This is a genomic window from Candidatus Poriferisodalis sp., from assembly GCF_965262965.1.
Taxonomy (GTDB): Bacteria; Actinomycetota; Acidimicrobiia; order Acidimicrobiales; family Poriferisodalaceae; genus Poriferisodalis.
In genome coordinates this window covers 2,130,491-2,145,203 of record NZ_OZ253573.1, presented here as the reverse complement: position 1 = coordinate 2,145,203, position 14,713 = coordinate 2,130,491, and the positions used below count along the sequence as shown (strand labels likewise).

The 14,713-nt window shown below is 67.5% G+C and carries 10 protein-coding genes; all 10 read left to right on the top strand.

Features of this window, described 5'->3' with window-relative positions:
- The first annotated feature begins 30 nt into the window (after positions 1-30).
- Complete coding sequence (locus ACQY5K_RS10260; RefSeq protein WP_428114769.1) at positions 31-2,670, top strand: ABC transporter permease; 2,640 nt, start codon at positions 31-33, stop codon at positions 2,668-2,670.
- Positions 2,671-2,740: 70 nt separating this feature from the next.
- The gene (locus tag ACQY5K_RS10255) at positions 2,741-6,526 is read left to right on the top strand and encodes an adenylate/guanylate cyclase domain-containing protein (protein WP_428114767.1); all 3,786 of its coding nucleotides are present in this window, start codon (positions 2,741-2,743) and stop codon (positions 6,524-6,526) included.
- A 9-nt stretch (positions 6,527-6,535) separates the two neighbouring features.
- Complete coding sequence (locus ACQY5K_RS10250; protein ID WP_419921908.1) at positions 6,536-6,952, top strand: cobalamin B12-binding domain-containing protein; 417 nt, start codon at positions 6,536-6,538, stop codon at positions 6,950-6,952.
- Positions 6,953-7,005: 53 nt separating this feature from the next.
- Positions 7,006-7,860: a 3-hydroxybutyryl-CoA dehydrogenase gene (locus ACQY5K_RS10245; RefSeq protein WP_420443155.1), complete on the top strand. Its 855-nt coding sequence runs from the start codon at positions 7,006-7,008 to the stop codon at positions 7,858-7,860.
- 12 nt (positions 7,861-7,872) lie between these two features.
- Positions 7,873-8,946 carry a phosphotransferase family protein gene (locus ACQY5K_RS10240; protein ID WP_428114764.1) on the top strand — a complete coding sequence of 358 codons (1,074 nt, stop codon included), beginning with the start codon at positions 7,873-7,875 and terminating at the stop codon, positions 8,944-8,946.
- Positions 8,946-10,604, top strand: coding sequence for a S1C family serine protease (locus tag ACQY5K_RS10235; protein WP_428114761.1), 1,659 nt, complete (start codon positions 8,946-8,948; stop codon positions 10,602-10,604). Before ACQY5K_RS10240 ends, ACQY5K_RS10235 begins: the two co-directional genes overlap by 1 nt.
- Before the next feature lie 129 nt (positions 10,605-10,733).
- The gene (locus ACQY5K_RS10230) at positions 10,734-11,564 is read left to right on the top strand and encodes an enoyl-CoA hydratase-related protein (RefSeq protein WP_428114759.1); all 831 of its coding nucleotides are present in this window, start codon (positions 10,734-10,736) and stop codon (positions 11,562-11,564) included.
- 108 nt (positions 11,565-11,672) lie between these two features.
- Positions 11,673-13,226, top strand: coding sequence for an MFS transporter (locus ACQY5K_RS10225; protein WP_428114756.1), 1,554 nt, complete (start codon positions 11,673-11,675; stop codon positions 13,224-13,226).
- 54 nt (positions 13,227-13,280) lie between these two features.
- A complete protein-coding gene (locus tag ACQY5K_RS10220) occupies positions 13,281-13,787 on the top strand; it encodes a disulfide bond formation protein B (RefSeq protein WP_428114753.1) in 507 nt (168 codons plus the stop codon).
- A gap of 80 nt (positions 13,788-13,867) precedes the next feature.
- On the top strand, positions 13,868-14,713 hold the full coding sequence (locus ACQY5K_RS10215; RefSeq protein WP_428114751.1) for a DM13 domain-containing protein: 846 nt from the start codon (positions 13,868-13,870) through the stop codon (positions 14,711-14,713).

Sequence of the window (14,713 nt, the reverse complement as noted above, 5' to 3'; positions counted from 1 at the left end):
TGGCAATGCTGGGCAGGGAACGGTGAAGCAGTGCTGAAGCTCGCCCTGCGGAACCTGTTCGAGAAGAAGATCCGCTTTGTCCTGACCACGCTGTCGGTGGTCATGGGCGTCATGTTCGTGGTCGGGACGTTCGTGCTGACCGACAGCCTGCGATCTGCGTTCGGCGATCTGGCCCAGGACATCGCCGGCGAGACCGACCTGACGGTGCGGGCGTTCCAGGACATCGGCAACGAGGCCGACCGTGCGACGGTGCCCGACTCGCTGTTGGCAGATATTGCCGCAGTCGACGGCGTGGCCGAGGCTGTCGGCAACGTCGCGGCGCTCAACGTCGTCATCATCGACGATGAGGGGGAGTCCATCCGGCCCCAAGGTCCGCCAGCGCTCGGACTCAGCTTCTCGCCGCAGAACCTCTACGTCATCGAGGGGCGCGAGCCGGCTGGCTCCGGCGAGTTCGTCGTGGATGCAACGACCGTCGAGCGGAACGACCTGGTAGTCGGGAGGATCTACGACGTCCACGGCCCGCTCAGCGCGGAGCCATTCCGGCTGGTGGGCGTGTTCAACTTCGGCTCGCCGGAATCCAACACGAGCCTCGGTCAGACGATGTCGGTGTTCGAGCTGGGCACGGCGCAGCGGTTCCTGGGTTTCTCCGACGAAGTCGCCGAGATCCGCATCGGGGTCGACGCCGGAGCTGGCCTCGAAGAAGTTCGCTCGTCGATTGAGGCATTGCTGGCGAGCCAACCGGACCAGTTCCCACCAGACCGGTTCGAAGTCATCACCCGGGAGGTCACCGCACAGGAACAGCAGGACCAGTTCGACAGCGCCGTCGACATCTTCAGCGCGATCCTGCTGGTGTTCGCGTTCATCGCGGTGTTCGTGTCGGCATTCATCATCAACAACACGTTCCAGATCATCGTCAGCCAGCGGGTGCGCGAGATCGGGCTGTGGCGAGCGATCGGGGTGACGCCCCAACAGGTGTCGCGCTCGATCGTCATCGAGTCGACGCTGGTGGGCTTCATCAGCACCGCCATCGGCATTGCCGGCGGCATGGTGCTCAGCGTCGTCATGCGCGCCGTGATCCGTGCAGGCGGGTTCTCGCTGCCTGCGGGGCCGCTGGCGCTGCGCCCTCGCACGCTCGTGCTGGCGATCGTCATCGGATTCGGCGTCACGATGGCAGCCTCGATCGTTCCCGCTGTGCGCTCGCGGCGGATCGCGCCGGTTGCCGCGCTGGCGCACGACTACCGCATCGATACGGGCGGGCTGCGTCGCCGAATGGTCCTGGGCAGCGCCGTCACAGGTATCGGTCTCGTCTGCCTGGCGCTGGGCATGTTCGCCGACCTCGATACCGAACCCGTGCTCGCGCTGACCGGCGTCGGCGCGCTTGTCACCTTTGTCGGCATCAACATCGCCAGCCCAGTGATCGCCCGTCCGGTCGCCCGAGGGCTCGGCCGACCCATTCAGGCGCTGTTCGGCGTTCCGGGCAAGCTCGCCCGCGAGAACGCAGCGCGCAGTCCCCGCCGCACCGCATCGACCGCGGGTGCGCTCATGATCGGCTTGGCGCTGGTGTCGATCGCTGCGGTCGTTGGCGCATCGGTGCGCAAGACCGTGGTCGAGACGCTGTCCGACGCCGTGCGGTCCGACTACTTCGTACAGACCGAGCAAGCCGGCTTCGATCCGACGGCCGGCTTCTCCGCCCAGGTGGCGGACGACCTCGATGTGCTGGACGTCATTGACAGCACCATCTCGCTGCGCGTCGCGTTCGGCGGCATGAACGTCGATGGTGTGAGCCGCGACATCGTCACCACCGACTTCGACGTGGTCGAGGAACACCTCGACGGCAACGTCGTCTCTGGCGGCTTCGCCGGCTCGGACCCGCGCACCAGCGTGGCGCTGCATGTCGATCCTGCTGGGGATCTGGGTGTCGCCGTCGGAGACACGCTGGAAGCGACCTTCCCCGACAACGAGACCGACACGCTCACGGTGGTAGCGATCTACACCGACGCGGTCATCTACGGCAACTGGGTCATCGACAACGTCCTGTGGGACGAGCACTTCGGGCGTCGCGACGTTCGGTTTGTGAGCGTGACGGTCGCGGGCATGCGCGAGCTGACGGCGGAGAACTTTCCCGAGCTGAGTACTGAGGCACTGGCCCAGCGCCGCGGCGATCTGCTCGAACGCAGCCGCGTTGAGGTGGAAAAGGTGATGGCGGCCTACCCAGGCCTCAAGGCGGAGAACCGGGTGGAATTCCGCGAGAGCCAGGAGCAACTGCTGGATTCGTTCCTCGCCACGATTACCGGGCTGTTGGGCCTTGCATTGGTGATCGCGCTGGTGGGCATCACCAACACGCTGGCGCTGTCGGTGTTCGAGCGGACCCGCGAGATCGGCTTGCTGCGCGCCGTGGGCATGACCCGGCGCCAGCTCCGGCGGACGGTGCGGTGGGAGGCCGCCATCGTGGCGACCTTCGGCGGGCTGCTCGGCGTCGTGGTCGGTGTGGTGCTGGGCATCGCAGCCGCCCTGGCGTTGCCCGACTCGTTCGTGACTGACGTGGACGTACCTGTCGGCTCACTCGTGATCTATGTGGCCGTCGCCGGGCTGGCCGGTCTGCTGGCGGCCGTGCTGCCCGCCCGACGCGCCGGCCGAATGAACATCCTCGAAGCAATCGCGCACGAATAGCACTCGTCGGCTGTGGGGTCTTGAAGCGTCGACACCTGACCCGGCGGCGGGCCGTTTCTACACTGTCGTGATGAGTTGCCCGGTGTGCGCCACAGAAGTGCCGCCGAGCGCGCGCTATTGCCCGAGTTGCGGCAATCTGCTGGTCCAGACCGAGGAACGCCGTGTCGTCACGGTGCTGTTCAGCGACCTTGTCGGATTCACCTCGATGGGCGAGGCGGCTGACCCTGAAGAGCTGAAGCACATGGTGGATCGGTGCTTCCAACGGCTCGTGGCCGACATCACTGCTTTCGGCGGCACGGTTGACAAGATCATCGGCGACGCCATTCTGGCGCTGTTCGGCGCGCCGACCGCTCACGAGGACGATCCCGAGCGGACGCTGCGGGCCGCGTTCCGGATGCAACGTTCGCTGGAGGACTTCAACGCCGAGCGCGGGCTGGACCTGCAGATGCGCATCGGCATCAATACCGGTGAAGTGCTGGTGGGCGCGCTGGCGGCCGGTGGCGACTACACCGCCATGGGCGACACCGTCAATATCGCCAGCCGGCTGCAGACAATCGCGGAAGCCGGCGAGGTGCTCGTGGGTGGAGCGACACACGCTGCCACGTCGGGCGTCGTGGAGTACACGCCCCGGGGCGAGATCGGTCTGCGGGGACGTGACGAGCCGGTTGAGGTGTTTGTCGCCAGCGGCGAGCTGGCACCGCCGGGTCGTCGCCGCAGTGCGTCGCTGTCGCCGCTGGTCGGACGCGATCTGGAGTACGCGCTGCTGCAATCCGCCCTCGACACTTCTGTCGCTCGCCGCCGCGCCCAGCTGGTCCAGATCGTCGCCGAGGCCGGCATGGGCAAGACCCGTCTCGCGCGCGAGGCGGCCGCGGAAGCCGAAGCGCGCCACGGCGCGATCGTGCTCGAAAGCATGGCGCTGCCCTACGACGAGACAAATCCACTGCGCTGCATCGGCGATGCCATCGCAAGTGCTGCAGGCGTCGGCAGCAACGATTCCACGGTGGTCGCGACCCGACGAATCTCGTCACTGGTGGCCGACGTGCTGCAGCCGCAGTCCGCCGATTTCTCCGAGCCAGACTCATTCGCAGCAGGGAGCTATGAGGAGATCGATGAGATCACCGATGTCGTGCTGGCGGTGCTGGGCCGCGTCGGCACGGGCGACGCCGCTGAGATCGAGTGGCGTGCCGAAGCCACCTTGCGATCGCTGCGCCGGTTCCTCGGAGCCCTCGCCCGCCGACGGCCAGTCGTGCTGCTGCTCAGCGACGTCCATTGGGCCGACGAGCGGTTGCTGTTGTTGCTCGAGCAACTGCTGGCGTCGCTGGCGACACAGCCGTTCGTCGTCATCACGACCGCCCGCTGGACCGTGGACGAGCAACGCTGGCAGGTGCCTCCGGGCCGCCACAGCACGGTCGTGCTCAACCTCGATCCGCTCAGCCGAGAAGCCACGACGGAGCTGGTCGCCGAGCTGCTGGGGGCCAATGTGCACGCGCACATCGCCGAGCAGCTCTACGAACGCAGCGGAGGCAACCCGTTCTTCCTCGAAGAGATCAGCGTGCTGCTTCGTGAAGCTGGCGTTGTCGGCCCGGGGGCGCGGTCTGACCACGAAGAGCGCTCAATAGCGGAGCTGCCCCACACGCTGCGCGGTCTGGTGGCTGCGCGCCTCGACGCGCTGAGTGCTCCCGAGCGCCGCTTGGTGGACGCGGCATCGGTCATCGGGGGCGGCGGTTCGGTCTCCGATCTGCTGGCACTGACAGCGCCCGACGTCGAGGCCGAGCTCGACCATGACGCCGACTCGGTTCGCGACAGTGTCTTCCAGCGCCTCGTGGACAAGGACATCCTCACCAGCGAGACCGACTCGTGGACCTTCCGCAGCGATGTGGTGCGCGACGTGGCCTACAGCATGCTCACCAAGGTGGCGCGAGCCGAGCGGCATCTCGATGTCGCGTTGTGGCTGGCGCAGAATCGCGATGATCCGTCCGGCGAATCGGTCGGCGTGATCGCGGATCACTTCGCCTCTGCTGTCGAGCTGGGCGCCGGCGATCAAGCCGGGCGAGCCGACGCCGCCGCAGCCGAGATCGGCGGACCTGGTCGCACTGCCCCCAAGCGCAACGACGAGGACCCCTTCGAGAGCGGCATGTCCGAGGTCGCCATCGAGTGGCTGGGGCGGGCCGGCGAGTGGGCCGCCGCGCGTGACAGTCACTATGCGGCTGCCCAGTTCTACCAGCGCGCCATCGAGCTGCTGGGCGACGCCGATCCGCGTCTCATCGACATGGCGCTGGGCCGAGCGGCCGCACGCCTGCGCCTCGGCGAGCTGCACGGCGCGCGTGCCGACGCGGAGTTGGCCCGCGCGCTCGCAACGCTCGACGGAAACCGCATCGCGGCAGCGCACGGCCTGCGGGTGCTGGGCGAGATCGCGCTCGCCGAGGACGACCACGCTGCCGCCGACAAGCTGCTGGCCGACGCGCTGGATCAGTTCCGCACCATGGGCGAGGTGCGTGAAGCGGCCGAGACGCTGCGGCTGCGGGGCCTCGCGTCGCTGCGCGGTGGCGACTACGGGCGTGCCGACCGCTACATCAACGAGGCGAACGGCACCTTCGGACATCTCGGCGACGAGACAGGTGCGGCGTGGTGCTTGCAGAATCTGGCCTGGCTGTCGTTCGAACAAGGCCTGATCGCCGAGGCCGGTGATCGGCTGCACACCGCCATCGAGCGTTTCAGCGAGCTGGGCGACATGCTCGGGCTAGCGACCGCCCAAGGTCTGCTGGCCTTCCTGCGATTCCACGCCGGCCAGCGCGACGAGGCCGAGGATCTGGCCCACATGGTGCATGGCATCGCGCACGAGCGGGGCGAGCGTTTCACCGAGGCGATGATGGACTTGCTGCTGGCGTCACTCGGTCTGTGGTCTGGGCGAGCGTTGGCCGCGGTCGACCGTGCCCGTGCAGCCGAGCACGTCTTCCGCCAGGTGCACAGCGACTTCGGCGTCGTGCAGGCGCTGGGTTTGCTGGGCCGGTCCTTTGCAGCGGTCGGCGAGCTGCAGCGCAGCCGCGCTGTGCTCGCGGAGTGCTTCCAGCGGGCGACCGACATGCCCGGGCGGCCGCTTGAGGGCTTTGCGCGTGCCGTTCGTGCCGGTGCTGCCGTGCAGATGGGCAGCCCCGAGTCGGCGATGGAAGAACTGCTGCGGGCCGGCTGGGATGCCCGTTCGGGCTTCGACGGCACCGCCGCGCCCCCGGTGCCCGTCCGCTCAGGACCGAACGAGCGGACCGCGGTCATCGGCTTGCTCGACTTGGAGGTCTCGCTGGGACTGGCGCTGCTGCAGCTCGGACGTCCCGAGGATGCGGTCGCCGCGCTCGAGGCCGTGCCGGTCGAAGAGGGCCTGCCGTCCACCTACCTCAATTCCAGCTTGGCGATGGCCTACGTCTCGGTGGGTCGAACCGCCGAGGCCCTGGAGCGGTCCCGGGCTGCGATGGCCAGCGGCACCGGCACCTATCTCGATGTGCGCACGGCCCTCGTGGCCAGGGCGCTGGCGCACGCGCGCGACGCAGATCGTCCCGCGATGGAGGTCACCTTCGAGCAGGTCATCAACATCATCGACGAGACCGACAGCCGGCTCAGCCAGGCCGTCGTGCGCCTCGCTCGGGCGATCGGGCACGAGGCCTTCGACGCTCCCGACACTGCCGATCTGCAGGCCGAAACCGAGATGGCCATCATCCAGCTCGGCGCTCGCCCGACAGGCTGGGAGACGGCGTTCAGGCTGGCTGCGGGACTCAGCGTGAGCAAAGAAGTCGTCACCGGCCCTCTGCCTGAGGCGATCCCGTACCCGGGTGACTCCGATCAGCCCGCACACCCCGGCCGGTAGGGTCGCCGCATGTCCCAGCCTGCCGACAGGGTGCTGGTCACCAAGATCGGGCTCGACGGGCACGACCGCGGTGTGAAGGTCGTAGCGCGCATGTTGCGCGATGCCGGATTCGAGGTCATCTACACGGGCCTGTTCCAGACACCGCAGAGCGTGGTGGCGGCCGCGATCGATGAGGATGTAGACGCCATCGGCGTCTCGATGCTGTCGGGGGCCCACGAGGTGCTCGTGCCGCTCGTCACTGCGGGCCTCGCCGAAGCTGGCGCTGACATACCGGTGATCCTGGGCGGCATCGTGCCCGACGGCGACCTCGAATCCATGCAGCAAGCCGGTGTGGCGGCGGTGCTGACTCCAGGCGCTTCCTCGGCGGAAGTGGTCGCCGCAGTGCGCGACGCAATCGACCGCTCCCGCGCCGCTCGCAGCCAGTAGCAGCCGCGGGTCTCCGCGAATTAGGGCAGGCCGGTAGATTGCCCGGCGTGCCTATGGAGAAAATTGGGGTGGTGGGCTGCGGCCTGATGGGGTCCGGCATCGCCGAGGTGGCTGCTCGCAGCGGTTGCGACGTCAAGGTCGTCGAAGTCAACGACGAGGCGCTGGCGGCCGGCATGGCTCGCATCGAGCGCAGCTTGAACCGTGCCGTCAATGCAGGGAAGCTGGACGAGGCCGGGCGCGAGGCCGCGCTCGGCGCCATGTCGTTCTCTGAGGACCTCGGCGACATGGCCGACCGTGAGTTCGTCATTGAGGCGATCATCGAGTCCGAGGCCGCCAAGCTCGACGTCTTCGAGCATCTGTCGAAAGTGGTGGTGGACCCGAACGCGGTGATGGCGTCGAACACGTCAGCCATCCCGATCATGAAGCTGGCCATGGCCACCGACCGGCCGCAGCAAGTCATCGGCATGCATTTCTTCAACCCCGTGCCTGTCATGGGCCTCGTCGAGGTGATCTCGTCGCTGCTGACAGGTGAGGAAACTGCCGCGAAGTGCCGGGCGTTCGCAACGGATCGGCTGGGCAAGCGGGTGGTGAACAGCGGGGACCGGGCCGGCTTCGTGGTCAACGCCCTGCTGATCCCGTACATCCTGTCTGGGGTGCGAATGTTGGAGTCAGGCTTCGCGTCCACCGAGGACATCGATGCCGGCATGGTGCTGGGCTGCAACCACCCGATGGGCCCGCTCGCGCTGTGCGACCTCATCGGGCTCGACACCACCATGGCCGTGGCCGAGTCGCTGTACGAGGAATTCCGCGAGCAGCTCTATGCACCGCCTCCGATGCTCAGCCGCATGTGCGACGCCGGGCTGCTGGGTCGCAAGACCGGCCGGGGCTTCTACACCTACGGCAGCTAGCGGTTCGCCGGCGTGTCAGCGGACACAGAGACCGTCGAGGTGCCGGCGGGCATCAACGCAGTCTCCGTCAGCGCATGGTTCGCGCAGAATGTCCCGCAGGCCGCTGCGCCCTTGCGGTTCGAGCTGATTGCGGGCGGCCGTTCCAACCTGACCTACCGGGTGCACTGCGCCGACGGCAACTCGGTGGTACTGCGGCGGCCGCCGCTGGGTCATGTGCTTGCCACTGCGCACGACATGGGCCGCGAGCACAAGATCATCTCCGGCGTCGGGCTCACCGATGTTCCCGTGCCGGCCACGATCGCACTCTGCGAAGACCCCGAAGTCAACGATGCGCCGTTCTATGTCATGAGCTACGAGGAAGGCGCAGTGCTGCACTCGGCGGACGAGTCCGCGCTGGTGCCCGACGCCGAGCGCATGCCGCTCAGCCGCCGCGTGGCCGATGTGCTGGCCGAACTGCACGCCATCGAGCCTGACGATGTCGGCTTGGGCGACCTCGGTCGGCGCGAGGACTATCTGGGGCGCCAGCTGCGGCGCTGGACCCGCCAATGGGAGCAGTCCAAGACGCGAGAGCTCCCGATCATGGACGAGGTCGCAGCCGTTCTGGCGGCCCGCAAGCCCGACCAGATCGGGGCCGCGATCGTTCACGGCGACTACCGGTTGGGGAACATGCTGACTGGTGCCCGTCCGACTGGTGCCCGTCCGAATGGGCACTGGGGGATCGTCGCCGTGCTCGACTGGGAGCTGTGCACCCTCGGCGACCCGCTCGCAGATGTGGGCTTCCTCATGAACAACTGGGTGTCGCCCGACGAGCCGTCTGCGGGCTCCTCCGCGCCGACCCAAGCCGGCGGTTTCGCTTCGCGCACCCAGATGCTCGACTGGTACTGCGATGCATCGGGCCGCGATGTGTCCGGCGTCGAGTACTACCGCGCGTTCTCATACTGGCGATTGGCTGCTATATCCGAAGGTGTGCTGAACCGGTATCTGCACGGCGCCATGGCTGACGCGCAGGAGACCGACACGAGTGTGTTCCGCGACTCGGTCGACTTCCTGTCGGCAAGCGCCGCCGAACGCCTCGCCATCCGCTGATGGCCGCCACCGATCCCAACCCGAGCACCCCTGCCGAGCCGGAAGGGGACGACGAACCGACGGCTCCAACCCAAGCGCCGGATCTGGCGACTGGGATGGTTGACGAGTCGCCGGCGAAGATCGCCCGCGAGCCGCTGGCCCGTCCGGGATGCCTGCTGACTGCCATTGCGAGCGCGGTCGGGGCGATCGTCGGTGCTGTGGTGACGGGCGTCATTCTGCTGGTGGCCCTGAGCGGCGACGACGGCAACGGCACGTCAGAGTCGGTCACCGCGTCGCCAAGCGCTGTCTCGGCTACGTCGGCGCCCATCGGCACCTCACCGTCAACTGCGGTGGAGGTCGCTGCGTCCGGTGTCGAACAAGCCGAATTGGGAGACCAGGCGACGGGGGGCGATGCTGAGATCGCCGACGCTGGTTCGCCCGATGCACAATCGCGGCCGATCCTGGACGGGACGATAAGCGACGAGCTGCTCAGGTCAGAGCTCGCACGACTGCTCGCCGCAGCCGACGAAGCACCCCTTGCTGCTGACGATGTCGTCGGCACCCCGCCGGTACTTACCGAGGCCGACTTCGCCTACTGGGATCGACTGCTCCGCGGCGAGTCGGGCGAACCCGGCGCGCCGCTGGGCAATCGCCTGCAGCAGATCAACGTGAAGGCCGTGCTCGAAGCGGTGCAAGAAGCTGTCGTCATCGTGCGCATCACGACCGCCGACGGCGAGGGAGGCGGTTCGGGCTTCGTCGTGACACCGCAGGGACGCATCGTCACCAACGCGCACGTGGTTGCTGACGCCGAGACCATCGAGGTGCGCTTCTTCGGCGGTGCGCAGATGACCGCCGAGGTCATCGCCGTCGATCCGACGCGCGATCTTGCGGTGCTCCAGGTCGAGGCCGACGGCCTGCCCACGGTCAAGCTCGGCTCCAGCGACGGCGTCGAAGTCGGCGATGAGGTAATCGCGATCGGGAACGCCATCGGCATCATCGGCGAGCCGACGGTCACGAGGGGCATCGTTTCGGGGCTCGAACGCTCCATCGAGCTCGAAGACGACACTCGGCTAGTACGCCTCATCCAAACAGATGCAGCCATCAATCTGGGCAACTCTGGGGGTCCGCTGGTGAATGCCGCCGGAGAGGTCATCGGGGTCAATACTGCGATCGCCGGCGGACGTGTCGAGGGCATCGGGTTCGCCATCTCGATCGACCACGCCCGCCCGATCATCGACCTGCTCCTCGAAGGCGTCGTCAAGGCCAAGGCGTACCTCGGCGTTCGGATCATCTCCGTCGAGGACTTCCTCGCCGACAACTCCGACGACCCCGTCACCGACGATCCCATCGAGGGCTTGGGCGACTCTGGACCTGAGAGCGTCGAGCCGGGGCCCGATCCGGCCGACGAGCTCGCCGACATCGAGGTGCCCGCCGGCATCACGCAGGGTGCGCTCGTGGTCGGCGTCGACGAGGGCGAGGCTGCCGACCTCGCCGGCATCGGGCGCGGCGAGATCATCGTGGAGTTCAACGGCACCGAGATCACGAGCAGCCTCGATCTTGTGAACGAGATCCTGGCGCTGGTGCCCGGTGACAGCGCCGAGATGGTGGTCGTCGGCACTGACGGCAGCCGGCAGACGATCGAGGTGGAGCTGGGGTCGTTCGACACCGAAGCGTCCTAGGATCCTGAGGGGCAGCGAGCGGCGCGCCTGCAGCTCCGGTTCGCGATACTTCTTGGTCGGGTCGCCCTGTCGAGCCGTCGTGGCTGGCGTGGGACCATCGAGCCACACACAACAAAGGGAGTGCTCACGATGCCAGATCGAGTCTTTGACACCGGAACCGAGGACCTCGCGGTCGAGGTGGCCGACGGCGTGATGACTATCACGCTCAACCGGCCCGAACGCCGCAATGCAATGTCCACGCCCATGATGGACGGTCTCGTGGCCGCCATTGCCGACGCTGAGATAGCGAGCGATGTGGGTGCGCTGGTGCTGACTGGGGCCGGCGGCGCGTTCTGCGCCGGCGGCGACGTGAAGGGCATGGCCGCAGCCGGTGGCGAGGGCGGCGGCAGCCCGCTGCAGTACGACGCGCGTGTGCATCGGCAGCGCCGCAGCCAGCGTGACACCTCCGGGAAGCTCTACGAGATGCCCAAGCCGACCATTGCTGCGCTGCCCGGCGCCGCAGCGGGGGCAGGGCTGTCGATCGCGCTGGCGTGCGACCTGCGCTACGCCACACCCAACGCCGTGATGACCACGGCGTTCGCCCGTGTCGGCTTCAGCGGCGACTACGGCGGCACGTGGTTCATGTCGCGCCTTGTCGGCTCGGCCAAGGCCCGCGAGCTGTACTACCTGTCCGATCGCGTCGATATGGACCAAGCGGTTTCGCTGGGTTTGGTGAACGGCGTGTTCGGTGCTGAGAGCCTGATGGACGAGGTGGGTGCGGTCGCTCGCCGGCTTGCGAACGGGCCGACGGTGGCCTTCCGGTACATGAAGGAAAACCTGAACCGGGCCGTCAGCGGCGACATGGGCGAGTGCTTGGACATGGAAGCGGCGCACCATATTCACTGCGGGCAGACCGACGATCACAAGGAAGCGGCCCAGGCCTTCGTGGACAAGCGTGAGCCGGTGTTCCACGGCCGGTAGCTGACTCGCCCGCCAGGCGCTCGGGCTCAGCGTGGCCGTTTGAGTGGTTTCCTAAGGCCGATTTGTTTTTTGGCTGGCCGGTGGTGAGCGGGCCGTACGATTGAGCGGATGCGCAGCCAGATCGACCCCGGGCGGGTTGATTTGTCGCGGGTGCCGAGGGTGCCGCGGATGCCTGCAGCGCCGATGGCGACGCCGGCCATTCAGCGCGTTGATGGCGCTCAGCCGCAGCCGGCACCCGCTGCGGATGGACAGGGTCCGCCGCGTCGTCCCCGAGCCCGCGAAGCGGTGTCGGGACGGGCTTGGCGGGCGCTCACCGTGGCGTCGCTGGGCACGGTGCTCGTCGGCTTCAACAGCACTGCGACAAACATCGCGCTGGATGCGATCCAGGAGAGCTACGTCGGTGCCACCGCGGCCGATGTGGGGTGGGGCATCGCTGGCTTCATGGTCGGCACGGCCGCGTTCTTGCCGCTGGCAGGCCGCTTGGCTGACCGTACCGGGCGCAAGCGGATGTTCCTGACGGGCCTTGCGCTGTTCGCACTGTCCGCGGTCGCCTCGGCGCTGGCACCCACCGTGTGGACGCTGAATCTGGCCCGGGTACTGCAAGCCGTCGGCGGCGCTGCGATCCTGCCGGCCTCGCTCAGCTTGGTGCTGCCGCTCTTTCCTGCGTCGCGGCGCACTACCGCAGTCGGTCTGTGGTCCGCTGCCGGTCCCCTGGCTGCCGGCATTGCCCCGGGGGTGGCCGCGGTCGTGTTGGGGGCAGCCGGCTGGCGGGTTCTGTACTTCGTGAGCGCTCCCGTCGCCGCGCTGATGTTCGTGGTGGCGTGGCGGGTCCTCACCGAATTGCCGACGCCCGAGATTTCTCATCGGCTCGACGTCACCGGAGCGGCAGCAGGGACGGTGGGGCTCGCCGCGTTGGTCACCGCAATCATGCAGGGCAGCCGGGTCTGGGGCTGGACGTCGCCGGTCACACTCGCCGTAGCGGCCGTTGGTGTGGGCGCGTTCGCCTGGTTTGTCACCAGTTCGCTGCGCCATCCCGAGCCGCTGCTCAACCTGCAGTTGCTGCGCCGACGGGGCGTGTGGGTGACGCAGTTGGCCAACTTCCTGGTGGGCGTGTCGTCGCAGGCGATCTGGCTGATCTGGCCGCTGTTCATGTTCAACTTCTGGCAGTACTCCGAGAACCAAGTCGGACTCGGCGTCACGGTCGGGCCCATCGTGGCGGGCGCGTCCACCGTGTTCTTCAGCCGGCTGGGCGAACGATGGAGCGCGATCACCCTGTGCCGCACCGGTGCGGCCATACAGATCCTGGCCATCGGATGGCAGGTGGTGCGGCTGGGCACCGAGGCGGATTATCTCCGCGAGATGGCACCGACGATCGCCCTATTTGGGTTGGGCTGGGGCATGTGTGTGCCGCTGCTCAACAGCGTGGCGCTGGCCTGGGTGGACGAGTCGTACTTCGGCGAGGTCAGCGGTCTGTTCAACACGCTGCGGTACGCGGCCTCGGCGATCGGCATTGCTGGCTTGTTCGCGCTGCTGAAGCAGGACTCCGGCGAGGGCGCGCTCGTCTACTACCAGCATGTGCTGGTGTTCTTCCTGGTCTTCGCGATTGCTGCATTCGCGTCGCTCTGGATCCCCATCGGCCGATCGGACCGCTCGCACAGCTAACGATCAGATAATGCGAATGGTGCCCTGCAATCGTGTATGGCACGCTGATCAACAGTGTCGCTCGAACAGATGCTCCGGCTGTTCGCCGTGGCAGCGCTTGCCTGCAATGCGGCGACCGTTGTGGTGCTGTTCCGCCGCGCACGCGGTCGGCAGCTGAGTGCTCGCACCGTTACGGGAATCGCTGCGGCGTTGGCAGTGGGAGCCACGCTTGGCTCGTTGTACCTGTCGGAGATCGCGCACCTCGAGCCGTGCCGCTGGTGCTGGTTCCAGCGCATCGCCATGTACCCGCTGGCGCTCGTGCTGGTGATCGGCCAGCTCGTCCGCGATCGGGGGGTGTACCGCTACGGGCTGCCGATGTGCGTGGTCGGCGCCGCAATGTCGACTTGGCACTACTTGCTGCAGCACTTCCCAGGTCTCGAAGGCGCCACGACGTGCAGCCTCACCAGTCCGTGCACAGTGCGGTACGCATGGGAGTTCGGCTTCGTGTCGATCCCGTATATGGCCGGCAGCGTGTTCATCCTGGTTGGGGTGCTGTTGAACCTCTCGCGTCGCCGCTCCTGACCCTGCGCCGCTGGTGACCATGCACCAGTGCACTTGGCTCCTACGGTTGAGGCCATGACTAACAGGAGAGCGACCGAGCGATGAAGCAATTGCTGAACAGGTTGCTGATCCCCCGGACCACAGGCGGCCGCTGGACTGCTGCTGCCGGCACTGCGGTGTTAGCCGCGCTGGCCTTCTACCTGGCCTTCTTCGTGTTTGGCTTCCACCTGATCTTCGTAGACGAGGTGGTGGACGAGGAGGCCCCCGAGTTCGCCGTGGATCTCGGCGAGACCGACATCGACGAGCTCATCAGCGCGGCAGTGGCCGGCGGTGGTTCGGAAGGACGGGCTGCGCTCGCCGAGCAGCGCTCAGAGCTCGAAGCCGAAGCGGACCGCATGCGCGAAGAAGCAATGGCGGACGGCTCAGACGAGGCGATGGGCGAGATGTACGGGCATCTGGACCCGATGCAGGAAGCCATCGCCCAGATCGCGGCTGCCGAAGAGCAGATGATGACCGACGAGGAGGTCGCGCAGGCAGCGGGCGAGCGTTCCCAAGAGCGGGCCCAGACCGAGGCGGCCGCCGAGCAGATGGCTGAGGGCACCGTGCGGGTCGCCGCGGTGGGCAGCTTCATTTCGCGGTCGCATCCGTCTTCGGGCACCGCTGCGGTGCTGACTGACGGCACCCAGACGTTTCTGCGTTTCGACGACGACTTTGCGACCGACAACGGACCCGACCTGAACGTGTACCTCTCGGCCGCGAGGCCCAACGACTCGGTCGGCGATCTGGCTTCGGACTTCATCGACCTCGGCGACATGAAGGGCAACATCGGCGCGCAGAACTATGAGGTGCCTGCCGGTACCGACCTGGACCGGTATCGCACCGTGGTGATCTGGTGCGTTCGCTTCAGCGTGGCCTTCGGAGCTGCCGAGCTCGCCCCCGTCGGTTGA